The sequence below is a fragment of the Pectobacterium brasiliense genome (genome assembly GCF_013449685.1).
GTDB classification, from domain to species: domain Bacteria; phylum Pseudomonadota; class Gammaproteobacteria; order Enterobacterales; family Enterobacteriaceae; genus Pectobacterium; species Pectobacterium brasiliense_A.
This window is the reverse complement of sequence record NZ_JACDSF010000029.1, coordinates 23,841-47,171: the sequence shown is the minus strand read 5'-3', so window position 1 is coordinate 47,171 and position 23,331 is coordinate 23,841. Positions and strand designations below refer to the sequence as shown.

At 54.5% G+C, this 23,331-nt stretch carries 21 protein-coding genes and 1 CRISPR repeat array; of the genes, 9 read left to right on the top strand and 12 right to left on the bottom strand.

Annotated elements, in window-relative coordinates; translation table 11 throughout:
- The first annotated feature begins 1 nt into the window (after nucleotide 1).
- The 3 genes from H0248_RS13105 (at nucleotide 2) to nrdG (ending at nucleotide 3,832) form a co-directional block, all read left to right on the top strand.
- Complete coding sequence (locus tag H0248_RS13105) at nucleotides 2-739, top strand: proteasome-type protease (RefSeq protein WP_180786257.1); 738 nt, start codon at nucleotides 2-4, stop codon at nucleotides 737-739.
- Nucleotides 740-1,147: 408 nt separating this feature from the next.
- Complete coding sequence (gene nrdD / locus H0248_RS13100; RefSeq protein ID WP_180786256.1) at nucleotides 1,148-3,286, top strand: anaerobic ribonucleoside-triphosphate reductase; 2,139 nt, start codon at nucleotides 1,148-1,150, stop codon at nucleotides 3,284-3,286.
- An 81-nt stretch (nucleotides 3,287-3,367) separates the two neighbouring features.
- Nucleotides 3,368-3,832, top strand: a complete 465-nt coding sequence (gene nrdG / locus H0248_RS13095; RefSeq protein ID WP_180786255.1) for an anaerobic ribonucleoside-triphosphate reductase-activating protein — start codon at nucleotides 3,368-3,370, stop codon at nucleotides 3,830-3,832.
- Between the two features lie 11 nt (nucleotides 3,833-3,843).
- Here the strand turns inward: nrdG and H0248_RS13090 are convergent, their stop codons facing one another.
- The 3 genes from H0248_RS13090 to H0248_RS13080 all read right to left on the bottom strand — a co-directional run bounded on the left by H0248_RS13090 (nucleotide 3,844) and on the right by H0248_RS13080 (nucleotide 5,506).
- The gene (locus H0248_RS13090) at nucleotides 3,844-4,497 is read right to left on the bottom strand and encodes a hypothetical protein (protein WP_180786254.1); all 654 of its coding nucleotides are present in this window, start codon (nucleotides 4,495-4,497) and stop codon (nucleotides 3,844-3,846) included.
- A gap of 106 nt (nucleotides 4,498-4,603) precedes the next feature.
- Nucleotides 4,604-5,050 (bottom strand): YhbP family protein, encoded by a 447-nt coding sequence (locus H0248_RS13085; RefSeq protein WP_039282711.1) that lies wholly within the window; start codon nucleotides 5,048-5,050, stop codon nucleotides 4,604-4,606.
- 9 nt (nucleotides 5,051-5,059) lie between these two features.
- The gene (locus H0248_RS13080) at nucleotides 5,060-5,506 is read right to left on the bottom strand and encodes a winged helix-turn-helix transcriptional regulator (RefSeq protein WP_014913935.1); all 447 of its coding nucleotides are present in this window, start codon (nucleotides 5,504-5,506) and stop codon (nucleotides 5,060-5,062) included.
- A 153-nt stretch (nucleotides 5,507-5,659) separates the two neighbouring features.
- On the opposite strand from H0248_RS13080, the gene H0248_RS13075 reads away from it, so the two are divergent.
- Together H0248_RS13075 and H0248_RS13070 are read left to right on the top strand one after the other, a co-directional pair.
- Nucleotides 5,660-6,916: an MFS transporter gene (locus H0248_RS13075; protein WP_180786253.1), complete on the top strand. Its 1,257-nt coding sequence runs from the start codon at nucleotides 5,660-5,662 to the stop codon at nucleotides 6,914-6,916.
- Between the two features lie 53 nt (nucleotides 6,917-6,969).
- The gene (locus tag H0248_RS13070) at nucleotides 6,970-8,322 is read left to right on the top strand and encodes a pyridoxal phosphate-dependent decarboxylase family protein (RefSeq protein ID WP_180786252.1); all 1,353 of its coding nucleotides are present in this window, start codon (nucleotides 6,970-6,972) and stop codon (nucleotides 8,320-8,322) included.
- 97 nt (nucleotides 8,323-8,419) lie between these two features.
- On the opposite strand, the gene H0248_RS13065 is transcribed toward H0248_RS13070, so the two are convergent.
- The 8 genes from H0248_RS13065 to casA all read right to left on the bottom strand — a co-directional run bounded on the left by H0248_RS13065 (nucleotide 8,420) and on the right by casA (nucleotide 17,457).
- Complete coding sequence (locus tag H0248_RS13065) at nucleotides 8,420-8,878, bottom strand: hypothetical protein (protein WP_014913932.1); 459 nt, start codon at nucleotides 8,876-8,878, stop codon at nucleotides 8,420-8,422.
- 182 nt (nucleotides 8,879-9,060) lie between these two features.
- A CRISPR array of direct repeats spans nucleotides 9,061-11,472; the repeat unit is 29 nt; unit sequence CGGTTTATCCCCGCTGGCGCGGGGAACAC.
- 84 nt (nucleotides 11,473-11,556) lie between these two features.
- Complete coding sequence (cas2e, locus tag H0248_RS13060) at nucleotides 11,557-11,850, bottom strand: type I-E CRISPR-associated endoribonuclease Cas2e (RefSeq protein WP_102117148.1); 294 nt, start codon at nucleotides 11,848-11,850, stop codon at nucleotides 11,557-11,559.
- Nucleotides 11,851-12,768, bottom strand: coding sequence for a type I-E CRISPR-associated endonuclease Cas1e (gene cas1e / locus H0248_RS13055; protein WP_180786251.1), 918 nt, complete (start codon nucleotides 12,766-12,768; stop codon nucleotides 11,851-11,853).
- 27 nt (nucleotides 12,769-12,795) lie between these two features.
- Complete coding sequence (gene cas6e / locus H0248_RS13050) at nucleotides 12,796-13,443, bottom strand: type I-E CRISPR-associated protein Cas6/Cse3/CasE (protein WP_180786286.1); 648 nt, start codon at nucleotides 13,441-13,443, stop codon at nucleotides 12,796-12,798.
- A complete protein-coding gene (cas5e, locus tag H0248_RS13045; protein ID WP_180786250.1) occupies nucleotides 13,443-14,177 on the bottom strand; it encodes a type I-E CRISPR-associated protein Cas5/CasD in 735 nt (244 codons plus the stop codon). Before cas5e ends, cas6e begins: the two co-directional genes overlap by 1 nt.
- A 9-nt stretch (nucleotides 14,178-14,186) precedes the next feature.
- Nucleotides 14,187-15,254, bottom strand: coding sequence for a type I-E CRISPR-associated protein Cas7/Cse4/CasC (gene cas7e, locus H0248_RS13040; protein WP_180786249.1), 1,068 nt, complete (start codon nucleotides 15,252-15,254; stop codon nucleotides 14,187-14,189).
- Between the two features lie 3 nt (nucleotides 15,255-15,257).
- Entirely contained in the window at nucleotides 15,258-15,905 is a 648-nt protein-coding gene (gene casB, locus H0248_RS13035) for a type I-E CRISPR-associated protein Cse2/CasB (protein WP_180786248.1), read from the bottom strand.
- Complete coding sequence (casA, locus tag H0248_RS13030) at nucleotides 15,889-17,457, bottom strand: type I-E CRISPR-associated protein Cse1/CasA (protein ID WP_180786247.1); 1,569 nt, start codon at nucleotides 17,455-17,457, stop codon at nucleotides 15,889-15,891. Before casA ends, casB begins: the two co-directional genes overlap by 17 nt.
- A gap of 296 nt (nucleotides 17,458-17,753) precedes the next feature.
- Here casA and H0248_RS13025 point away from each other — a divergent pair, with 296 nt between their 5' ends.
- From H0248_RS13025 to H0248_RS13010, 4 genes are all read left to right on the top strand, one after another.
- Nucleotides 17,754-18,785 (top strand): hypothetical protein, encoded by a 1,032-nt coding sequence (locus H0248_RS13025; RefSeq protein ID WP_180786246.1) that lies wholly within the window; start codon nucleotides 17,754-17,756, stop codon nucleotides 18,783-18,785.
- Nucleotides 18,764-19,522: a hypothetical protein gene (locus H0248_RS13020; RefSeq protein WP_180786245.1), complete on the top strand. Its 759-nt coding sequence runs from the start codon at nucleotides 18,764-18,766 to the stop codon at nucleotides 19,520-19,522. The genes H0248_RS13025 and H0248_RS13020 overlap by 22 nt, the downstream gene beginning before the upstream one ends.
- A gap of 234 nt (nucleotides 19,523-19,756) precedes the next feature.
- Nucleotides 19,757-20,119 carry a type II toxin-antitoxin system HigB family toxin gene (locus H0248_RS22500; RefSeq protein WP_180786244.1) on the top strand — a complete coding sequence of 121 codons (363 nt, stop codon included), beginning with the start codon at nucleotides 19,757-19,759 and terminating at the stop codon, nucleotides 20,117-20,119.
- A gap of 3 nt (nucleotides 20,120-20,122) precedes the next feature.
- Nucleotides 20,123-20,596: a helix-turn-helix domain-containing protein gene (locus tag H0248_RS13010; protein ID WP_180786243.1), complete on the top strand. Its 474-nt coding sequence runs from the start codon at nucleotides 20,123-20,125 to the stop codon at nucleotides 20,594-20,596.
- Here H0248_RS13010 and cas3 read toward each other — a convergent pair.
- Entirely contained in the window at nucleotides 20,586-23,303 is a 2,718-nt protein-coding gene (gene cas3 / locus H0248_RS13005) for a CRISPR-associated helicase Cas3' (RefSeq protein WP_180786242.1), read from the bottom strand. The two genes, H0248_RS13010 and cas3, sit on opposite strands and share 11 nt — an antisense overlap.
- Nucleotides 23,304-23,331 lie beyond the last annotated feature (28 nt).

Below are 23,331 nucleotides of genomic sequence, written 5' to 3'. Positions count from 1 at the left end.
TATGACGTACTGTGTCGCCATGTGTCTGTCTGACGGCCTGGTTTTTGCCTCCGATTCCCGCACGAATGCGGGCGTCGATCACATTGCAACGTTCAAGAAACTCTATGTTTTCCAGCATGAGAATGAACGCGTGTTAGTGATCCAATGCGCGGGAAACCTGGCGACAACGCAAAGCATTATCAGCCTGCTCAACGCCCGTATTGACGCGGAGCATACGCCCAATCTCATGCAGGTTAACTCCATGTATGACGCCGCGATGCTACTCGGGGAAACCGTGCGAGAAGTGATTCACCGCGATAGCAGCGCGCAGCAGAGCGGCAGTAATACCAATTTCGGCTGCAACCTGCTGCTAGGCGGCCAGATTGGTGGTGAAACACATCGACTGTTCCACATTTATCCTGAAGGCAACTTCATTGAGGCCACGCCAGACACCCCCTATTTCCAGATCGGCGAGAGTAAGTACGGCAAACCGATCATCGATCGCGTGTTGACGATGGATACACCGCTGGAGCAAGCCATGTGCTGTGCGCTGATTTCTATCGACTCCACCCTGCGCAGCAACCTGTCGGTTGGCCTGCCGCTGGACGTGATGATTTACCGCACTGGCAGTTTTGCCAGCACTGAACAGCAACGTATTACCGAAAACAACGCCTATTTCAACACGATCCGCAAAGCCTGGTCAGAAGGGCTAGTAAATACCTTCCGTCAGCTTCCCCCCTTCCCTGATAGTCAACAGTAACTCGCCCCTTCATCGGTCATCGGCATTCGAGAGTCAGCGCCACGCATGACGACGAATGCCGGAAACGGTATCGGGTATTTCAGATATTTCTGTATCGCTCTTCTCACTCACAATAAAAAAACACCCGACAGACCATCAGAGCACACCGTGTAAGCCTTCGCGCCCCCCGCACTCAACTTGGTCAAATGTTGTTCAAGTTCGATTTATCTACTAGGCGGGAATTTCTTTGCTCTACATCAATTTTACAGCGATAAAAGCGCAAACACCCCGACGCAATTTCAATATATAGTGCCTATCCTGTAAACATGAACTACATATAGTGTTTATCCACAGTGTCATCCACAGCCCTCTGTAACCCTTGTTAGTTACGGTTTTCGCCTGTGGATAACCTTTCCAGAGGAAGAAAACGTGAAACCAGTAGTGATTAAACGGGACGGTTGCCAGGTGCCTTTTGATGAAGTGCGAATCAAAGAGGCGGTCGAACGCGCGGCACATGCAGCCGGTGTCAATGATGCAGACTACTGTGCAACTGTGGCCTGTGCGGTCGCTCAACAAATGCAGGATAAATCGCGCGTAGATATCCGCGAGATTCAGGACGCGGTCGAAAACCTGCTGATGTCCGGCAATTATAAAAAACTGGCGCGTACCTACATCGAATACCGCCATGACCGCGATATTGCACGTGAACGCCACGGTCGTCTGAATCAGGAAATTCGCGGTCTGGTCGAGCAGAGCAACATGGCGCTGCTAAACGAGAACGCCAACAAAGACAGTAAAGTAATTCCCACCCAGCGCGACCTGCTGGCCGGTATTGTCGCCAAGCATTACGCCAAACAGTACATCCTGCCGCGTGATGTGGTACTGGCACACGAGCGCGGTGAGATTCACTATCACGATCTCGACTACTCGCCGTTTTTCCCGATGTTCAACTGCATGCTGATCGACCTGAACGGCATGCTGACCAACGGCTTCAAAATGGGTAATGCGGAGATTGAGCCGCCGAAGTCGATCTCCACGGCTACCGCCGTCACCGCGCAGATTATCGCGCAGGTCGCCAGCCACATTTATGGCGGCACCACGATTAACCGTATTGATGAAATTCTGGCGCCGTTCGTCACCGCCAGCCATGCGAAACATAAAGCGGTGGCAGAAGAGTGGCAGATTCCGGATGCGGAAAACTATGCCTTAACCCGCACGGAAAAAGAGTGCTACGACGCCTTCCAGTCACTAGAATATGAAGTCAATACGCTGCACACCGCTAACGGTCAGACGCCGTTCGTGACCTTTGGCTTCGGGCTCGGCATCAGTTGGGAATCGCGTCTGATTCAGGAATCGATCCTGCGCAACCGCATTGCCGGACTGGGTAAAAACCACAAAACAGCGGTCTTCCCGAAACTGGTCTTTGCGATTCGCGACGGCCTGAACCACAAAGCGGGCGATCCGAATTACCATATCAAACAGCTCGCGCTGGAGTGCGCCAGCAAGCGTATGTACCCGGATATCCTGAACTACGATCAGGTCGTGAACGTCACCGGTTCGTTCAAAACGCCAATGGGCTGCCGCAGCTTCCTCGGCGTTTATGAAGAAGATGGCCAGCAGATTCACGACGGCCGCAATAACTTAGGTGTGATCAGCCTGAACCTGCCGCGTATTGCGCTGGAAGCCGAAGGCAATGAAGACCGCTTCTGGACACTGCTCGATCAGCGTCTGGCGCTGGCGAAGAAAGCGCTGATGACGCGCATTGCGCGGCTGGAAAGCGTGAAAGCTCGCGTCGCGCCAATCCTGTATATGGAAGGCGCGTGCGGCGTGCGCTTAAAAGCGGACGACAGCATTGCGGATATCTTCAAGAACGGACGCGCCTCGATTTCACTGGGTTACATCGGCCTGCATGAAACGATTAACGCCCTCTTCGGCAGCCAAACGCATGTGTTTGATGACGAGACGCTACGTGCCAAAGCCGTGGCTATTATCGCCCGCCTGAAAGCCGCCACCGAACAGTGGAAAGACGAAACGGGTTACGGCTTCAGCCTGTACAGCACGCCGAGCGAAAACCTGTGTGACCGCTTCTGCCGTCTGGATACCGCCGAGTTTGGCGTCGTGCAGGGTGTGACGGACAAAGGGTATTACACCAACAGCTTCCACCTCGATGTGGAGAAGAAGGTGAACCCTTACCAGAAAATCGACTTCGAACTGCCCTATCCGCCGCTGGCTAACGGGGGGTTCATTTGCTACGGCGAATACCCGAACCTGCAACACAACCTCAAAGCGCTGGAAGACGTGTGGGATTACAGCTACAGCCGCGTGCCTTACTACGGCACCAACACGCCGATCGACGAATGCTACGAGTGCGGTTTCACCGGTGAATTTGAGTGCACCAGCAAAGGCTTCACCTGCCCGAAATGCGGCAACCACGATTCGGCCCGCGTTTCCGTCACGCGCCGCGTGTGCGGCTACCTCGGCAGCCCGGATGCACGCCCATTCAACGCCGGTAAGCAGGAAGAAGTGAAGCGTCGAATCAAGCACTTAGGTAACGGTCAACTGGGATAATCCCTTCCGGGCCGCAGCAATGCGGCCCACCTTTCGCGGCACCGTCAACACGCGCCCGCTTTACAACATGGGCTCTACCGTATGAATTACCACCAGTATTATTCCGTTGATGTCGTCAACGGCCCTGGCACCCGTTGCACGCTGTTTGTCGCTGGCTGCGTGCATGAGTGTGTGGGGTGCTACAACAAAAGTACCTGGCGACTCAACTCCGGTCAGCCGTTTACGCAGGAGCTGGAGGATCGGATCATCGCCGATCTCCAGGATACGGCGATCCCACGGCAGGGCATTTCGCTGTCTGGTGGCGATCCGCTTCACCCACAGAACATGCCTGACATCCTGCGGCTGGTCGAACGGATACGCACGGAATGCCCAGGCAAAGATATCTGGGTCTGGACGGGCTACGTGCTGGCGGAACTGACGCCGGAGCAACAGCGGGTGGTCGATCTCATCAACGTGTTAGTCGATGGAAAATTTGTGCAAGACCTGAAAGATCCCGCACTGATCTGGCGCGGCAGCAGCAATCAGGTTGTCCACCGTCTGCGTTGATCGACAAGAGGTTACTGAAGCGCCTGCTGCTTACCCAGTGAACGTAATTGATCGGATTCGAGCACGGTGACCCGCGCTTTGGGCTCGGGTGAGAACGCCTGATTCAGCAACGCCTGCGCGACCGTTTTCCCTTCAATGGCTCGCCATTTTGCTGGGAACAGGCGAAACAGCGGCGCGGCCAGACTTTCTAGCGGACGACTATCTTCTCTTTCCCCCAGCAGCATCGACGGCTGTGCCAGTGTCAGATGCTGCCAGCCTTGCTGACGCAGCGATTTTTCCGCTTCTCCCTTCACGCGCGAATAGAAGAAAGGCGACGTCGCACTCGCGCTCAGCGAACTGACGACTAACAGGTGCGTCGCGCCTAGCGCCAGCGCTACCTTTGATCCTTCCACCACCAGCGTGTAATCCACATAGCGGAACGCCTGCTTACTGCCTGCCGTCTTTAGCGTCGATCCCAGACAGCAAAACGCGATATCGACAGGCTCGGTCAATTGCGCCAGCGCGGCAGAGAGATCGGGATCGTGCGGATTGACCACTTTCTCTGACGGTGCCAGCGGCTTACGGGTTGGCGCATAGATCGTCTCTACCCGATTATTGGCTTTCAACAGCGCTAACAACTCGTGCCCCACTAACCCCGTTGCACCTAATAACAGTACTCGGCTCATCGGTTTTCCCCCCTTGCTCAGCGTCTTTCACTATCCCATCTTTTTACGTTGCTGTTGTTATGTATGGAAAATTGTTATGTATGGAAAATGTTAGTTATGACAAACGTTAGCGCTGCCAGTGGCGCTTCTTACCAAAGCCCAACGTATTGTCCGTCATTTTGATTTCTGTCAGATCGAGCCGCCAAATCGGCGCTTGCGATGCCCGGGCAATAGGGAAACGCGCGTTGTATCGCGCTCTGGCCTGCTGCGCGTCATCCCCTTCCAACTGCACCGCCTGCGCCCGAAACTGCACGCCCTTAATCAGCATGACGCTCTTCGGCTGGCCGCTCACCGTACCGGCCACCTGCGGCAGCCTTGCCATTATTTCTCCGTGGCGCGTCTGCAACTCCGTCATTAGATAGAAGGCTATCTGTTGATCGTCATAAGTATAGAAGCAACTCGCACACCATAATTCCGAATTTTCACCTACACATAACGTCAGTACGTGCAACTTCTTCAAATAGCGGGAGATTGCCTCAAGATCGCTACCTGTTTCTCTCAGTTTTTTCTGCATTACGCTGCCTCAATCCACTTTCTGAACGAACGTATCCTGCCCGACCACTAACTGCCCTTCCGCAGAGTGCGGCAGCATGGTTTGCAGAGGCTGGCCGGTGTGTTTATCCAATAGCAGGGAGTGCGGTTCTCCCTCTGCAAACAGCTGCTGTTCCCCCCACTGACGTAACGCCACAACGAGCGGGAATAGCTGTTCACCTTTTGGCGTCAGGATATATTCCTGATAGGCCGAGCTTTCGGAAACGGGCTGAACGGACAAAATGCCTTCCTCAACCAGGGCGCGCAGACGATCGGTAAGAATATTTTTGGCAACGCCCAAACTGCGCTGAAAATCGCCGAAACGGCGGCGATTGTCGAAGGCATCGCGGATAATCAGCAACGCCCAGCGATCGCCAACCACATCCAGCGCACGGGCGACGGGACACGCATCCTCTTTCAAACTTTTGCGCTTCACCATGAATACTTCCTCCCCTTTTTCCTGTTCATCCTGCCTGCCTTACCCACAGGCGGAAAACTGACCGCATGTTTTTTGGTTGCAGAATAAAACCAGAGTATTTATGCTTCAAGTGGTTTTATTTTGAAACCAAGTTGAGCCATGAAAGCCAATACGATGAAAACAAGCCCTATTCATACCACGTCATCCGTTACCGAAGGCGATCTTTACAGCACGCAGACGACATTGCCGCGTGCGTTAGTTTTGCTGTTTGCCTGTGCCAGCGCCCTCAGCGTCGCCAATGTGTATTACGCACAGCCGCTGTTGGATGCGCTATCGGTAGATTTTCACATCAGTATCGCCGCCGTTGGCGGCGTGATGACCGCAACACAGCTTGGCTGTGCACTGGCGTTAATTCTGCTCGTACCGCTGGGTGATATCCTCAATCGACGCTATTTGATGCTCGCCCAGTTGAGTGCGCTCATCGTAGCGCTGATCGCCGTTGGGCTATCCACCACGCCCCTGGCTCTATTGCTCGGCATGCTGGCCGTGGGCATGCTCGGTACGGCAATGACTCAGGGTCTGATTGCTTATGCCGCAACGGCTGCCGCACCGCAGGAGCGCGGACGCGTGGTGGGTGCAGCACAGGGCGGCGTGGTGATTGGGCTGTTGCTGGCGCGCGTGCTGTCCGGCTTTATCGCCGATGTTGCAGGCTGGCGCAGCGTGTACTTTTTCTCCGCGCTGCTGATGCTCCTGCTTGCCGTGCTTTTATGGCGCACACTGCCGCATCAGCCGCTTGCCCGGCAGCGCCCACGCTATTCCGCGTTGCTGCTTTCTATGCTGACCCTGCTGCGTCAAGAACGGGTGTTGCAAATACGCGGCACCATCGCTTTACTGATGTTTGCTGCCCTGAGCATTTTCTGGAGCGCACTGGTTCTGCCGCTGAGTCGCGAACCGTATTTCTTTTCTCATACGGTTATCGGTGCGTTTGGTCTGGTGGGGATTCTCGGCGCATTGGCGGCGGTAAAAGCGGGCTCATTGGCTGATAAAGGCCGCGAACAGTGGGTCAGCGGCATCGCCCTATTATTGCTGCTGACATCGTGGCTACCGCTGTGGTTAGCGCCCTATTCTCTCTTCGCGCTGGTGGCCGGCATTATCGTTCTCGATCTGGGCGGACAGGCCATTCACGTCACCAACCAAAGCATGATTTTCAAGACGCATCCCGATGCGCACAGCCGTCTGGTTGGCTGTTATATGCTGTTTTATAGCATCGGCAGCGGACTTGGCGCGATGGCAACGACAGCAGCGTATGACGCTGCGGGCTGGTCAGGCGTGTGCCTCCTTGGTGCAGCCGTCAGCCTGACGGCGCTGCTTTTCTGGAAAGTGACGCTGCACGCCTCAGTGCCGTCACCGGCCGCTTCCACGCCATCGTGATAGCGAAACAACGCTGCTTGATAAACACACAAGCCTATTGATAAGGGAAAAACATGAGCGAACTGACGTTACTGGCTGATGCCGACGAGCGCGGCCGACGCTATCTGGCTGAGACTGCACAGCGTCGGGTTTTCCCCGATGCCGCAGCCCTCGCCGCACTGGGACGTTTTGATGAAGCGCTGCCGCAACAGGGCTTCTCGCCCGAAAGCACGCTGACGCTGCTGGATGAGGTCGGCTCACCAGCCACCACCGCTTCCAATGGCCCGAACTATTTCGGCTTTGTTATCGGTGCCTCATTGCCGGTCGCCGCCGCTTCCGAGCGATTAATGATCGCCTGGGATCAGTGCGCCTCCACCTTTGATAACTCGCCGGTATCCGCCACGCTGGAACGCCTCGCCAGCCGCTGGGTACTCGATGCGCTGAACTTGCCCAAAGAAAGCGCCGTGGGTTTCGGCACTAGCGCCACCGTCTGCACACTTTCCTGCCTGGCCGCCGCACGTCGTGCTCTGCTGGCAAAACAGGGCTGGGATTTTGACAACGATGGACTGAACGGCGCACCTGAAATTAAGGTCGTGATTTCAGAACTGACGCACATCACCGTGAAGAAAGCGCTGCGCGTACTCGGCTTTGGGCTACGCCATTTACGTATCGCGCCCGTGAATGCGTTTGGGCAGATCGACGTAGCGCAGCTTCCTTCGCTGGACGACCGCACGATTCTTTGTTTGCAGGCGGGCGAGGTCAACACGGGCGAGTTCGATGACTTTGCGCAGATCATTCCCATCGCGAAAGCAGCGGGTGCCTGGGTTCACGTTGATGGCGCCTTCGGGCTGTGGGCCAGAGCCTCGTCCCACGCGGCGCTCACCGACGGCATCGAGCTAGCCGATAGCTGGACAACGGACGCGCATAAATGGCTGAACACCCCTTACGATTGTGCGATGGCGATTTGCCGCGATGCGGACGTGCTGGCGGAAGCGATGAACGCGGATGCCGTCTATTCCAGTGCGGCGCGAGATGCGCAGAAGAACCTGACACTCGAGTTCTCCCGTCGGCCGCGCGGCATTCCGGTGTGGGCAGCACTGCGTACGCTGGGGCGCGACGGCGTGGCAGAGATGGTCGAACGACACTGCCGACAGGCAACCTTCATCGCCGACGGCCTGCGCCATGCGGGTTTTGAGATACTGAATCGGGTTGTGCTTAATCAGGTTCTGCTGCGGGGGGAAACCGACGGCCAAACCACGGCGATACGAGAAGCGCTACAGGCGTCGGGCAAGGCATGGTTTGGCGGCACCGTCTGGCAGGGGCGTCCGGCACTGCGCATCAGCGTGTCATCCTGGCGCACGCAGGACGATAACGTGCAGGCGCTAATCACGCTGCTGACGGAAATCAAAGCCCGAACCCCACGTTAAGATAAGCCTAAAGCGCTGAGCGCGGTATAAAGCGACTATCCCCGCAAACGCGGGGATAGAAAAAAGGAATTTAGCAAATTATGCGTGCCGACATGCGCTAGACGTAAACGCTAATGCTGGAGACCTGTCCCTGAAAGCGGTTCAGCGCTTCTGCGGCACGTTGCAGGCTTTCGGTATTTTGCACTTCGCTACGGGATGATGCACCCGCGACGCCTTGCTGAATGGTGTCGAAGACATTAATCGGCTGGAACACGTTGGAAGGCGGAATACTTCCCCCTTCAGCTCTCGGCGACGAGACAAAACCCAGCAGCGCGGAACCTTCTTCACGTCCCAACCGCCCACTGCTGACAAGGCCTTCAACCGTTTCATACAGCTCGGCAGGGCTAATGCGGGTGAAATCATACCGCGTCGTCTGACCCACAGGAACGGCACCGCTGCCCGCCTGATAAGACTGAAGCTGTTCGGACAGCGCCGCTTTCTCTGCATGCTCTGTGGAACGCTTCGCCATCACCTGCTGGCTGGCAAAAACGGACGACTCTGCGGCTTCAACTTTCATATCACCTCCTTACGGGTAACGTATGGAAGACAAAATCATTGGCATCGCGCCTCACTGTGACGATGAGTGCAAAAATGGCGTGCTTTAATACTGACACGTAATCCCCCATCGCGCCAGCCAGAGGCGGGATTTGGTTCCGTGCGGGGGACATTTAGACCAACATGCAACAAGGGGTATAAGCCCAGTTTATCCCCGCTGGCGCGGGGAACACATTACGCGCAGAAGCTGGTGAGGATAGCTGGCCGGTTTATCCCCGCTGGCGCGGGGAACACGTCTGGAGGGTGGGAGTGATTCACTGATTGCACGGTTTATCCCCGCTGGCGCGGGGAACACAAATGATTACTGTATGCCGGATAGACATAGCGCGGTTTATCCCCGCTGGCGCGGGGAACACGGGAATTACTGCAAGTACAGATCAGTAAAAGGCCGGTTTATCCCCGCTGGCGCGGGGAACACTGCTCGCGTCCAGTTGCGGCGAAAGAAAGGCGCGGTTTATCCCCGCTGGCGCGGGGAACACTACACGCATACCACGCCGCTTGAGCCGATCAGCGGTTTATCCCCGCTGGCGCGGGGAACACGAGGAAACTCCTGTAATGAATGATCTCCCTACCGGTTTATCCCCGCTGGCGCGGGGAACACTTCCTCTCCGCGCAAAACACCAGAGGCAATACCGGTTTATCCCCGCTGGCGCGGGGAACACTATGTGGATGACAGAGGAACAGCAATGGTGTGCGGTTTATCCCCGCTGGCGCGGGGAACACCCAAAAGAAGAAACCGATCAGATAGGTTATGGCGGTTTATCCCCGCTGGCGCGGGGAACACGCGACGAACCCATACAGTAGGCTGACGACGCGCGGTTTATCCCCGCTGGCGCGGGGAACACCTGATTTTGGCATTTTATCTTCTCTTCCGTTCCGGTTTATCCCCGCTGGCGCGGGGAACACACGGTGATGAGGTGAGTTATTCAGTAGTTGCGCGGTTTATCCCCGCTGGCGCGGGGAACACTCTCATCATTGAGTGTAACTATACCGATAATCCGGTTTATCCCCGCTGGCGCGGGGAACACTTTTTAACATCACACAAGCCACGCGCTCAAGTCGGTTTATCCCCGCTGGCGCGGGGAACACGCGCGGTCGTAGGTGTTCTTGGTGCGAGCATTCGGTTTATCCCCGCTGGCGCGGGGAACACGGGGGAACGGCGCGGGATTCGATAACGTCATCCGGTTTATCCCCGCTGGCGCGGGGAACACATCGGTGGAATGCTCATGCCATGCGCCACGTGCGGTTTATCCCCGCTGGCGCGGGGAACACCCCACACCCAGAAAAATTTCATTTCTTCATAGCGGTTTATCCCCGCTGGCGCGGGGAACACCCAACGGAGCCAGAAGAAAAGCCAAACCTACGCGGTTTATCCCCGCTGGCGCGGGGAACACGTGAGCGATATTACGCAATACAAAACAATACAGCGGTTTATCCCCGCTGGCGCGGGGAACACGTTATAAATCCTTTGCCATTCGGATAACGTTAACGGTTTATCCCCGCTGGCGCGGGGAACACTCGTAACATAAACCCCGCTGGTGGCTCGGCATCGGTTTATCCCCGCTGGCGCGGGGAACACGTGTTCAGTGCGTGGGCAGCGCCTTGCGGCGACGGTTTATCCCCGCTGGCGCGGGGAACACTGGTCAAAAAAGCCAAGCCGACACTCGGCAGGCGGTTTATCCCCGCTGGCGCGGGGAACACAGCAGCGCAGCGATTCAGGCACCCAGCGATAACGGTTTATCCCCGCTGGCGCGGGGAACACTTTTCCGAGGATGGACTGAAACCACGGCGTTCCGGTTTATCCCCGCTGGCGCGGGGAACACTCTAAAAGTGGCCACATTTTATTGTTCTGGGCCGGTTTATCCCCGCTGGCGCGGGGAACACGTCCCGCCCAGAAATCGGCGGGATTTTTTTTGAGGTTTATCCCCGCTGGCGCGGGGAACACCTGAACGATGCTCATTTCTTTAGACTTGGCGACGGTTTATCCCCGCTGGCGCGGGGAACACAGCAATAGAAATACTTCAGGACGTGGCGCGATCGGTTTATCCCCGCTGGCGCGGGGAACACTGGTCTGGCCATTCCATCTCTGGAGTATGCCCCGGTTTATCCCCGCTGGCGCGGGGAACACTCAAGAGCCGTAACCTCACCACGCCGACCGCGCGGTTTATCCCCGCTGGCGCGGGGAACACCTGTTTCATCTTGATTATCTCCTATCGCGGCCCGGTTTATCCCCGCTGGCGCGGGGAACACACCGCTGGCAGTCAGGCGGGAAATAGCAACAACGGTTTATCCCCGCTGGCGCGGGGAACACGCATTGACGACGCAAAACCTATGTTTGCGCTGCGGTTTATCCCCGCTGGCGCGGGGAACACGGCGTTGCCACTGAAAAATGAACTTGTGTACGCGGTTTATCCCCGCTGGCGCGGGGAACACGGTTTGAGGAACCTCAACAAGGGGTATCCCATCGGTTTATCCCCGCTGGCGCGGGGAACACGCTGACGAGCTAGCGGGAAAAGGAAAACGAATGCGGTTTATCCCCGCTGGCGCGGGGAACACTCTAAAAATAGAGCATTGTTTTATAATACTTTTTTCGGCATAAAAAATCCCACCGATTTTTCCATGTTGTTAAAGATCGCTAACTTATTGATTTTCAATAGGTGAGAAAGAGACTAACCGTAGGCCATCCAGATCTACCGGCATTCGGCGGTTTTCTCCCCAGGTTTGGAACTCAAAACCGGATTCCGTATTCGTCGCCCACGCCATCACCACGTTGCCCTGTTCTGCCAGTTCGATAATCTGCTGCCAGATCATTTCCCTCACCCGTTGTGACGTATCACCGACATACACGCCTGCGCGGACTTCCAGTAGCCACACCGCCAGCCTGCCGCGTAAACGCGGCGGGACATTTTCCGTCACCACCACCAACATGCTCATTTAACCCTGCCCCCGGTGGCCGCTGTCACCAAACGGTTTCGGTTCTGGGATTGCAGGCGGCTGTGCATCGTCCGGCGGCAGCGGCGGCGTAATGCCCCCCGCAGACAAGACTTCCTCAATCAAGGGAATCAGTTTGCTCAGCGTTTTCTGGCTGCGGAAAATATCACGACAGGCAAGCCGCACTTCACGATCCGGCTCGGCAGGATTGCGGGCTGCAATTTCAAAGGCTTTCGCCACTACACCCTCGAATTTGATGATGTCGGCAATGTCGTAGACAAAAGAGAGCGGCTTGCCGCTGTGCACAAACCCGATCGCTGGCGCATACCCCGCCGCGAGCACGGCTGCCTCAGTAATGCCGTACAGGCAGGACGTCGCCGCGCTAATACACTGGTTAACCTTGTCGCCTCGTTCCCAGTCTTTCGGGTCGTAACGTCGGCCATTCCATTTCACGCCATACTGCTGCGCCAACAGCGTATACGTTTGGCGCACGCGGGCACCTTCAATTCCCCTGAGCTGATCGACCGAACGGCGGCTCGGCGCAGGTTCACCAAAGCGTAGCTCAAACATTTTGCGCACCACTTTAAGGCGCAGTTCCTCATCCAACGCCAGCTTGGCCTGATAGAGCAACTTGTCTGACCGCGCGCCACCAGGCTGGCCAGACGCATACAGCCGCACACCGGCTTCGCCGACCCACACCAGCAGCGTCCCGACCGTCGCAGCCAGACGCACAGCCGCATGAGAAATCCGCGTGCCCGGCTCCAGCATGATGCAGGCAACCGACCCCACGGGAATATGCGTGCGCACGCCGGTTTTATCCACCAGCACAAACGCACCATCAATGACATCAATCTGCCCGTATTGCAGAAAGATGAGTGAAACCCGATCCTTAAGCGGGATCGGGTTGAGCGGAACATACATCGTCAACTCTCCCTGTAACGGGGCAGGCTACGCCCGTTTCAATAGCAGCAGGCCACATCCCAATGCTTTACTTTTCCCTAACCCCTGCCGGACAGCCGTCGCAAAGCGTTCAGCATCTGTAATGTGGAGCACCCCATCATAATCCACGCTGCTGAACATAATCGCCGCCGACTGGCCGGGCTTGTTCAGGCGATGGCGTTGATAGCCATCGACCCGACACGACGACACCGTAAAGCCCGCGTATTCCCCCTGACGTACCAGCCAGTCATGAGCACGCTGCTGTTGATGCTGCCACAGTTCTACGCCAGATAGCCCGGCAGCTTTCGCCTGATGACGTGCATCCATCAACACATCGCTACGCTTGCCGTCCCGCGTGACCACCGGATTAGCTCGTAGCGAAAACGCCAGCATCATGCCGTTATGCCACTGCGGTTGATAGGGTTTGGTTTCCACCTGAAACAGGTTATGGCCTGCCTGCGGTGCCTGTTCAGAGAGCAGGTAAAACAGACTTTTTGTTTCATGTGCCTCTTCACGGAACAGGAACGATCTCTGAAGATGCTCGGGGAAGAGCTGCCAGAGCCACTGGTGGCTGGCATAGCCCCCCGCGTGCAGCCGCTTTTCCGCCATCACGCGCGGCAATGCATTGAGTTGCAGCGTTATTCTGGAAAAATACATCATTCCTCTCCCTTTTCACTGCCGGCATATTGCACGCGGGAAGTGAATTGCCAGCGCCGTCGATCGGCGGGCTGATCGTTCCGTGAGACGCGGTATTGCGCCGTTAATCCCGTGTCACTTTCCTGTTCCCAGTAGCACACGCCTTCGGCACGACCGATCGTCTCTAATGCAAGGTCGTTCAGTGCTGGCGTTTGCTTTGCTAACTGCCACACCTCAGCCAGCGTGCCGGCAAACAGGTGCGGTGCCAGCGGCAGCGCAGGCGGACAGCTTTTACGCCCGAAATAGAGCGTAAATACCGGTGATAGCAACGCATCCCGCAGTGCACTTAACGAGTAAGGTGCATCCGGTGTGGCACTAATGGCGATGTGGTAATAGGCATCACAGCGGTATTCGCGTGAGGTCAGCATGGTTTCGAGCGATTGCCCCGCCTCCGGCCGCAATTCATCACGTCTTGTGTAGCGCGGCACTTTGCGGTTTTCTTTCGGCATCTGCACCGTGTGGTAGTCATTCAGCCAGGTTTCACGATTGGAAAGCGGCCGCACCGCCACGTGGTAATGCTGGTTGAAAACCGTCAGCGCGGCCCTATCGTCACGCCGGATCCCCAACGCCGCTGCCAGCAACCCCAGCAACGCCGAGCGACTGGGCACTGTAGAGGTATGGCGCACTTCACCCACCGCCACTTCCCCCCACGACACCAGCGGGGCGTAGACCTGGAAGACCAGATAGTTATCCATATCGCGCTCCTACTGGCTGATGAAATCCAGTAACCCTTGCAGCGAACCGCCCTCGCTTTCGGCTTCAACGTTCAACTCATAGAAAGGAACGCTGCCCACAGAGGCGTACACTCGGTCAAATTTGGTTTTTTGTTTACGCAGCAGCTCGATGGCGTTATTGACCTGATCGTCACTGCGAATAGGTTTGAAAAACGCGACCGACAAGGTACGCGGCTGATCGCTTCCCTTTTCTGCCAGCGCATAGGTTGCCAGCGCCCGGCTGGCAAAGCTGTTCTGCTTGCCGCCCGGCGATACGGTCAGCGCCGTTTCCGTCAGCGCACGCAGGGTTCGCGCCACCAGCTTTTCATCGTTATTCAGGTTTTCCAGCAGCAGATCGCGGTTAATGCAGACATAGTGATAGAACAGCGCCGAAGCAAAGCTCTGTTCGCCCATATGCGCCGATCCGCTGTCGGCTGACGTATTCAGATCATCCACCGCCGTGAAGAAGTCGTCTTCGATGGTGACGGCACTCACACCCAGCGCGTGTGCTACCTGACAGGCTGCTTCAATATTGAATTCTGGGCTGGAAGCCAGCATACGACCAAACAGCGCGATATCGACGCTGGCGGCATCTTTGCGCAGCAGTTTCAGCTCTTCGCTATTTGGCTTACGTGATTCAGCAATCAGGCGAGCAACCAGTTGGTCGATCAACACCCTTTCCTGCACGCTGAAGTGAGCAAGCTGTTCGATATCGTATTTTTCCAGCGGGTCTTTACTGCCTTTCTCTTCTTTTTTCGCTTTACCGAACTGCTCAGCAATGCTCTTCGCCGCCTCATCGGCCAACTTTTCACTCATACCGCCGGCAATCAGCGCAGTGTAGATATCACGCCCAATGCGACGACTGCGGGTGCCGATATGGCCGTCCATTGCGGACTCAAACACCTCAGAGGTACGCCATGCACGTTTCAGACTTTGCGAGGACACCCGCAAACGCTCGATGCCGCCAACGATGGCGGTTTTCGGACGCCCCGCATCATCACGGTTCAGGTTAGAAGACGGATAAGCGGTTAAAAAATGAAGTTGGATAAAAGTGGTCATCAGTTATTCCTTGTCTGAAGCTGTCGTTGACGTTTCTGTCGTTAACATTGCTGTCGTGTCTGGCTCATCGGCGGTGATGTTTTGTGACGCCTGCGCATACTCGCACGCCCAGCGCACGGCGTTGCGTCGTAAAGGGTGAAGCGCCGGCGCGCGGTTTTCCTGCCGCGCCTGCCACTCGTCCACCCACAGGAAAATACCGTCCGCCAGTGAAGGGAGGTTGACACCTGCCTCACCGCGTATTTGCACCGCACGGAAAAGCTGGCGATACAGTTCTTCCGGCGTTTGCGCCCGCTGGAGCCGTTCAAAACGCAAAGGGGAAAGAAAAGGACGGTCGCCGCCCTGCTTTTCACCTAGCTGCGCGGCGAAGCTGGTCTTCAACGTGTTTTTCTCCGCATGTGCCGCGACAGAAACAAAAATCGCCAGCGCCACGATGTGGTGTTCCTTTTCCAGCCGCGCTGCCAGCTTCCCCGCCAGATCGTGATACCCCTGACAGGTCAGCACGCCATAAGGCGGTGTAGCGCGGCGCAACTCTGCTCGGCGCGCACGACCATTGCCCGCAGCACTATGGCGATTTTGTAGCACCTCGAACCAGTCACTAATTTTTTTTTCGTCATCCTTGTTGATGACCAAAAAATCAGCCGTGTTTGCCATCCACTGCCTCCTGCATTTGTTTAATGGTTTCTGACGCTTTTTGCTTATAGAAAAACGCGCTCAGCTTTTTCCGCGTTCCCGCTGCCTTCGCCAGATCCCGGTGTTCGTCTGGGTTGCTAAACACGCGGGCATCGTAGTTCTCCAACAGATAACGGTAGAGCGCCTTTTGCCAGGTTTTCAGCGCCGCAGCGGGGGCATCCCCCTGAGCCAGCGACTGATACAGCCGCATAAAATCAGGCTGCGTTTCCTGCCAGAACGCGACATCAATGGCACTGAAATCCCCTTTTGCGTCCTTAGGGCGCGAAAACCAGGCTTCTTTAATCATCTGACGCAGCAGCGTGGCACTGTCCCGCGCCAGTTCTACCGCCAGTTGCAAATGGTCTTTATATTCACGTAGCGCAAGAGGATCATCACGAAAACGGGCCAGGGCAAACAACTGCGGGACATGGTGCTCATACCAGCAACGCGCCTTCATGTTGTCCATATCGTAGCCAAAACACCACAGCCCCGATTCTCTACGCAGTTCATCTCGCTGGGCATTGTGGTGCACGACCGCAGCGGGATATGTGTGATTGACTTTATCCTCCACCGCCACCAGCAATCCTAGCCAGTCACGGTACGCCAGCCCGCCCGGTTGCCCTTTCACCGACAGAAAAGGGGCATCGCCTTTCAGCGCATGACGATAGGGAGTGAGCGGGTGCCGCCAGCTGTCATACTGAATGCCGTAGTTCTTGGTGCGATACTGCGTGAGCAATGCGGTCGATTCCGTGCCGCACAGATCGCATTCACCCGTCTGTAGCGTGGTGAAATCCAGCTCAATACGGCGCGGCATGCCCCAATAGGCTTGCAGCCGATGTGCATTTTCCGGCGTCACAGGCGGGTGAGTACCATCGCTGGTGGGCGTAGCCGCTAACCACGGGAACACCGTGGCATCGGGTTTACCCTTGGGCATCACCTCTTGCGTCACCACGTTCATCCAGAGCTTTTTCCACAGCGGCAGACCGGATTTTTCCGGCATAAGCAGCGTAGTGATTGGCCCACCGCCGCGCATCCCAGTGCGGTGCCCTTGCCCGCCGGATGGCGCATTGGTTTGCAGCGTGAACAGCGCCATTGCCGCACAGTGTGGGCACACCGCGCTGACCATGCCGCGCTTGATGAAGTGATCTTTATTTAGCTTGAGCGTATTGCCGCCGGGGGCATCGATCAGCAGTCCGGAAATCGGTGTCGGGTCGCTGTCGAGCGTGGCAAAATCCTGCATAAACGCGGGCTTCTGTGCGCCAAACTGCATCGCCGGTGCCAGCGTGGCTAACGCTTGCGAAAAGTCGGAGCCAAGCCCGCCCTCCCAGATCTCACTCCAGCCATCGTCATCGACAGGAGCATAGGCGGTTTGCAGCAGGCCGATAAGGAGCTGATAGCCCGCCACCTGCAAATCGGCACGCGGCCAGGCAAGATCGATAATAGTGTCGTCGGAGAGCTGCTGCGGGGAAATGTTATCTATCTGGCCATCCGCAAAGACGGCGGGCAACCAAGGTTCTTCAATCAATGAAAACATCGTACCTCCTGTGTACGCCGCGTCCTTGCGGCAAGCCGATTACGGCTGGTTCTACAGTCTCTTTTTTAACGCATTCAGCCCGCGACGCCAGAGAGATGGCTCACGTTTGTGGCTTAGCGCTGGGATAGTACAGGTGGGGTGCGGCGGCACTTGCAAAACCCCCTTTATATCTTTCCTTTGCCAAAGCAGCAATAACAGACAAAACACCTGTGATATCTTTTCGTGTAAAGTAATTTTTTGCCGTTGAAAGTTACCTGATATACATTACAAAAAGTAAGTTTACACGGAGAGCAAAAATGACAATGAAAATAACCGAGTTAAAAAACTATATTCAATCTGCATTAGGATTTAAAATTAAGGCTGCTAAAACAAAGCTCAATGTCCCATTCAGCATCCAGGATGCTTTCCAGTTCTTCGAATTAGACATCTACCTGCCAAACGGTGCACTCATACCTCTGTTGGCCATCATCCAGCACGATGGAGAATACCCAGGTATTGTTGCCCTAAAAAAACGCCTCGCTGTTATCGAGAAAAAAACGGAAAGGGTTGTCGTTTACGTTACTGATACGCTCTCCTTTGTAGAAAGAAAAAGCCTTATTGAACAACAAATTAACTTCATCTCCATTGACCGGCAATTCTTTATTCCTGAATTGGCTATGGATTTGCGCGAAGCATTCAGAATGAGGAAACAGAATCAGGAAAGGGGCACTGAATTTTCTCCCGCAACCCAAGCCATACTAATCCGGTTACTTTATGACGGATGGAACCAATCTGGTTTAGCCTACAACGCTTATGAACTCATGGCACCTTATAAGTACAGCAGGGTAACGCTTTCCAAAGTCACTACAGAACTAATCAACGCAGATATACTCATTCCTGATACTGAAGAGGCATTTACAACCAAACGTTATACTTTTACCCATTCGCAAAAAGATACCTTTAAAAAAGCCCTGCCGATGATGCGTAGCCCTGTTAAGAAAACGGTTATGGTGAACAAAATCCCAAAATTAGGTAAAGACGTATGTTATAGCGGTGATACTGCTCTGGCGAAATACACCCTACTTTCATCAGGCCGACACCCTGTATTCGCGATGACGCAGAAAATCTACACAACATTTTTGGAGAGCGGCCAGTTTAAAGAGGTGACGGATATTGACAGCGCAAAAGCCACTATCGAGATCTGGCGCTATCGTAGCCCTAAATCTTCAACTAATGTCGTTGATGAAGTATCCCTTTATCTGGCTTTTAAGGATAATCCTGATGAAAGAATTCAACTATCGCTCGATGAAATTAAGGAAAATTACCCATGGATGAAATTCGCGGACTAGGCCTTTTTGGTGAATATTTCAAGGATTATCAAGATCAATATGTGTTGATCGGCGGAGTAGCCTCCTGGATTACTCTCGATGAGGTCGGGGAGCCATTCCGATCGACTAAAGATTTAGACATCGTTTTGATCATTGAAACCTTGACCCCTGAGTTTTTGAATAAATTCTGGGAGTTCATCAAAGCAGGAGGCTATGAACATCGCCAAAGCGGTGGCGAAAAATCAATCTTCTATCGTTTTAAGAACCCTGAAGACAGCACTTATCCAGTACAAATAGAGATTTTTTCACGTTCACCAGAAGGTATAACTCCACCTAAAGATGCATCTATCATTCCCATACCAACGGGAGAGGATATTTCTAGCCTTTCGGCTATTCTGCTCGACGACAATTACTACGCTTTTCTGAAGAATGGTCTTCAACAAACTGAACACTTATCGTACATCGGTGCAGACCGACTAATTCCCTTCAAAATGCATGCTTGGCTCGATCTTTCAAATCGTAAAAAAGCAGGTGAAACCATCGATACCAAAACCATAAATAAACATCGCAACGATGTCATTCGGCTTTCTGGTCAACTAACTGAAAACGAAATAGAAATACCCGATGACATTCGAATCCACATGGAGATATTTTTAGCTGCTTTACCCAACGAAAACGTTAATTTAAGAAATTTGGGTATATCTGGCTCTATTAGTGATGTCATTTACCGCATAAAAATAGGCTTCGGTCTCGTTTAATCTTGCTATACCGGGCGTGAGCATCCGAATGACTTCAAAGCGTCACGCGATCGCTTAACGTCTGCCAGACTCACTCAGCAAGCGCTATTTAATTGGCAGAAAACACAGGGAATAGCAGAAAAAGATATTCCGCAAAAAGGGATATTTTGTATGTTAACAGCGCGCTCTGTGGGGTACCGAATGTGCCGTATTTTTTGCAATTATCGCAATTTGCGATATTATTAGGGAGCAAGAATGAGAGTCATCTCAGCCAAGGCCATCACCGATGCGATGAAAAAGCATGCGAAATGGAAAGTTGGTTTGAAGTTATGGCTGGATGTTTTTGACAAGCCATCACTGCGGTTTGAGTCCTACGAACAGTTATGTCATGTATGGCGAAATACATCTTGCTGGAATGTCGATCGCATACCTTTCACATTGCTAGAAAACGAAAGCCGCAAAGGACCACTTGATATATATGTATTTGATATACATGGTAACAATTGCAGAATCATAGCATGGTTAAACCCTAATACGGGTTCTTTGTATGTGAAAGACGTGTGCTCTCACGCCGAGTACGATAAGTGGTGGAAAGCTCAAACGAAGACAAAAAGGTGAATTATGCGAAATACATCTCTGGGTTCTAACAGTCCTGTAGGAATCAGCGGGCTCATCGAAAATTTACCTCTTCTGCTTCAGGAAGCCTCTGAGCAGCTTAGCAGTCTGTCTGTTTTGCTCACTGCCTGTATGGAACCTATTGAAGACGATAAAGATCTTCAGGAAAGAATGGAGTGCATCAATCAGCTTTACCTCTACTCTTCTGATGTCAATGATATTCCAGCCACTTTCGCAGAGCTCATCACAGACAGAGTCTATGAATATGAAAAGAAAAATCAGGATGTGCCCCACGTCAGTCAGGCTGAAGCCTTAGCTTTTTTTATTGAAGAAAGAGGGCTGAAGCAGTCAGATTTGAAGCAAATTGCAACGCAAAGCGTCATCTCTGACATTATTAACGGTAAGCGAACCATGACATTACAGCAAGTTAAGGACTTTTCTCGCTACTTTAATGTGCCTGTTGAGACATTTATTGACTGAGCATCAACCCCACCCGCTCGCTATAAAACGCGTGGGTTTCACCCCGATTCAGCAGCAGAACCTCGGCCTGTGGGCGGTGTAATTGCTGCTGAAACCGTTCTAACGCGTCACCTTCCAATATTGGCAATCCGGTTTTACGCTTCTGCCACCAGCTTAACCGCACCTGCACGCGGCTTTGCTCCCAGCCGAAGGTGTCCGATGTGGCGTAAGGCTGTGGTAGGTCGCCGTCGTTTTCCGGTTTCCACGCCAGATACAGATCCAGCGTTTCCTCTCCTATGCGGGTGGAGATATCCACCGCATCGCTCCAGCCAGAGTCGCTGGATTGAGCACAGTAACCGTGTACCAACGCCAGCGCAGACTGTAGTGCGAAAGAACGCTGGCCGTAGTTTTTCCCCAAAACCGTGCAGGCTATCGCTTCCAAGGCCGGAGGCACCGCGATCTGTTCTTCATACACGCTGTTGATCAGCTGTCGCGCCGCTTCCGGCATTTTTATCGCACCGTGGTCGCGTAATATCGCCTGCGTGCGCCACAGCGCAGCATGATCGGGGTAAACGTAGCCGCTATTGTGCAGTTCATCGCCTAGCCAGTCGGCTCCTGCTTCTGGTTGCCAGACCGGTGCCATAATGTACAGTACCGCCGCCGAGCGCTCATCCGTTAGCGGCGCCGTGTCCGACTCTGTTTTACGATGCCCGTCGAGAAACCGGATATGCCGCTGTAGCCGCCCTGCACGCTGAATCAGCAAATCGATCGGCGCAAGGTCGCTAATCATATTATCAACATCAATATCCAGCGATTGCTCAACCACCTGCGTGGCAATCAGTACTTTGCCACCACGCTGCTCCGGCGTACTGTCTTTGCCAAACCACGTCAGCGCCTGTTCCTCAATCGCCATGCGATCGCAAAAGGCGAAACGGCTGTGGAACAGCAATATATTTTCCTCTGCAATACCCGCCTCAATGAGTTGGCGGTACACGGCGATAGCGTCATCCACCGTATTCCGGATCCAACAGATCGATTGCCCTGCCGCCACAGCAGCCTTCACACGTTCGATGCCCTGCAACCGTTCCGTCAACCAGCCAATCTTGACCTCACGTCGCACTTCCGCCCGCGTATCCAACCGCGTTTCCCGTAGCCCCTCACGCGTTAACTGCGTCAACCACGGATAAGCCGCGTCAGGATTAAGCTGTACAGCTTCACACGCTATCCCCTGCGAAAACGCCCACGTCAGCCTTTCCCGCAGATTAAGCGGCAAGGTTGCGGTGAGGATAATCACGCTACCGCCCTGCTGAGCATGGAAACCAATCAACAACTCGATCAGCTTGCTCATGTAGGCGTCATACGCATGTATTTCATCAAGAATCAGCAGCGTGTTCTGTAACCCCAACACCCGCAGCGACTGGTGACGAAACGGCATCACCGCCATCAACACCTGATCGAGCGTCCCCACGCCGATATCCGCCAGCAGCGCTTTCTTGCGCGAGTCCGCAAACCAAATGTTGCAGTCTTTGCTCGCGGCGTTTTCCTTCTTGTCGTACTGCGTCTGCCCCTGACTGTCGCCCTCCCACAACGATTGCATAAAGGCTGACGACATATGCCTCGCTCCGTGCGCCAGCATCAGCGAAGGGCTGTGCTTTGATGAATATAATGCGCGGTAGGCCTTGGCAAGCCGCAGGTACATGGCATTGGCTGTCGCCATCGTCGGCAGGCCGACATAAATACCGCTCGCTTTTTGCTGCGCCATCAGCCGATGCGCCAGTACCATCGCCGCTTCTGTTTTCCCCGCGCCAGTCACGTCTTCCAGAATGAAAAGCTGCGGCCCGTCAGCAGAAATATCAGCCTCCAGCGCCTGCTGTTGCAGCGGCGTTGGGCGCTGGATAAACGGAAAGAGCTGTTGGATAGAATGGAAAGGAGCGGTAGACGGCGTTCGTGGCAAACGCGAGATGACCCTTTCTGCCGTCGGCAGCGCGTGTTCACGCCAATAGGTTTCGAGTGGCATCGGCGTGCTGCAATAGCAGAAATCCTGCTGGCGCGAGCCCAGCCAATCTGCCAGAACCGTCAAACCAGCCAGCGCCCAGCTTTGCTGCTTCAGCCGGTTTCGCCAGCCTTTATCAGCGAAGCAGGCAGGGAGCGTAGACGCATCGGGAAAACACGTTTCCAGATCATGCAGGTAATGCTCTACCGCCAGATAGTCATCACGATGAAAAGCCAGACTGCCTTTGCATTCCGCCGCCGGTTTGCCGTGGTGCCCGGTAACAATGTTCAGCCAGATCTCCAGCGTATTTTTCACCACCGAAGTGAGCTTTTTCGTCCCTAAAGGAAATAAATTGGGAATGTCATCACGCATCGTCCATAGCCAGAAGCCCAGATCGTCATGCCTGTCCCTCCCTGACTGCCCCGAATGCTGGACTAACGGGGAATCAGGGTTGGCATATTTGCCCTGAAAACCTCGGGCAAATTTTCCGATATCGTGCCAGGCCAGAAAATACGCAAACCACGCGGCGACATCATCATCGCCAGATGCCAGTTCACGCAGCACATGGTTAGCCTGAAAATAGTTTCCCTTTAATAAGAAATAACCACAGGCTGCCACATCCAAACCGTGATAAGGCAGCAGATGATAATCATCCCCCTCCAGCGCATCTGCCGATTTTTTTGCTTTTCCCCAATACTGAAAATAGCGCCGGCCGATACTGCCTTCCTTGTCCATAGACTTTACCTGTCAGAGTGACCGTTCC

What these genes read in the sequence shown, in the direction of transcription:
- H0248_RS13105 (WP_180786257.1), top strand. Translation starts at nt 2, where the DNA reads ATGACGTACTGTGTCGCCATGTGTCTGTCTGACGGCCTGGTTTTTGCC.
- nrdG (WP_180786255.1), top strand. Translation starts at nt 3,368, where the DNA reads ATGAATTACCACCAGTATTATTCCGTTGATGTCGTCAACGGCCCTGGC.
- H0248_RS13090 (WP_180786254.1), bottom strand. Translation starts at nt 4,497, where the DNA reads ATGAGCCGAGTACTGTTATTAGGTGCAACGGGGTTAGTGGGGCACGAG.
- H0248_RS13085 (WP_039282711.1), bottom strand. Translation starts at nt 5,050, where the DNA reads ATGCAGAAAAAACTGAGAGAAACAGGTAGCGATCTTGAGGCAATCTCC.
- H0248_RS13080 (WP_014913935.1), bottom strand. Translation starts at nt 5,506, where the DNA reads ATGGTGAAGCGCAAAAGTTTGAAAGAGGATGCGTGTCCCGTCGCCCGT.
- H0248_RS13075 (WP_180786253.1), top strand. Translation starts at nt 5,660, where the DNA reads ATGAAAACAAGCCCTATTCATACCACGTCATCCGTTACCGAAGGCGAT.
- H0248_RS13070 (WP_180786252.1), top strand. Translation starts at nt 6,970, where the DNA reads ATGAGCGAACTGACGTTACTGGCTGATGCCGACGAGCGCGGCCGACGC.
- H0248_RS13065 (WP_014913932.1), bottom strand. Translation starts at nt 8,878, where the DNA reads ATGAAAGTTGAAGCCGCAGAGTCGTCCGTTTTTGCCAGCCAGCAGGTG.
- cas2e (WP_102117148.1), bottom strand. Translation starts at nt 11,850, where the DNA reads ATGAGCATGTTGGTGGTGGTGACGGAAAATGTCCCGCCGCGTTTACGC.
- cas1e (WP_180786251.1), bottom strand. Translation starts at nt 12,768, where the DNA reads ATGTATGTTCCGCTCAACCCGATCCCGCTTAAGGATCGGGTTTCACTC.
- cas6e (WP_180786286.1), bottom strand. Translation starts at nt 13,443, where the DNA reads ATGTATTTTTCCAGAATAACGCTGCAACTCAATGCATTGCCGCGCGTG.
- cas5e (WP_180786250.1), bottom strand. Translation starts at nt 14,177, where the DNA reads ATGGATAACTATCTGGTCTTCCAGGTCTACGCCCCGCTGGTGTCGTGG.
- cas7e (WP_180786249.1), bottom strand. Translation starts at nt 15,254, where the DNA reads ATGACCACTTTTATCCAACTTCATTTTTTAACCGCTTATCCGTCTTCT.
- casB (WP_180786248.1), bottom strand. Translation starts at nt 15,905, where the DNA reads ATGGCAAACACGGCTGATTTTTTGGTCATCAACAAGGATGACGAAAAA.
- casA (WP_180786247.1), bottom strand. Translation starts at nt 17,457, where the DNA reads ATGTTTTCATTGATTGAAGAACCTTGGTTGCCCGCCGTCTTTGCGGAT.
- H0248_RS13025 (WP_180786246.1), top strand. Translation starts at nt 17,754, where the DNA reads ATGACAATGAAAATAACCGAGTTAAAAAACTATATTCAATCTGCATTA.
- H0248_RS13020 (WP_180786245.1), top strand. Translation starts at nt 18,764, where the DNA reads ATGGATGAAATTCGCGGACTAGGCCTTTTTGGTGAATATTTCAAGGAT.
- H0248_RS22500 (WP_180786244.1), top strand. Translation starts at nt 19,757, where the DNA reads ATGAGAGTCATCTCAGCCAAGGCCATCACCGATGCGATGAAAAAGCAT.
- H0248_RS13010 (WP_180786243.1), top strand. Translation starts at nt 20,123, where the DNA reads ATGCGAAATACATCTCTGGGTTCTAACAGTCCTGTAGGAATCAGCGGG.
- cas3 (WP_180786242.1), bottom strand. Translation starts at nt 23,303, where the DNA reads ATGGACAAGGAAGGCAGTATCGGCCGGCGCTATTTTCAGTATTGGGGA.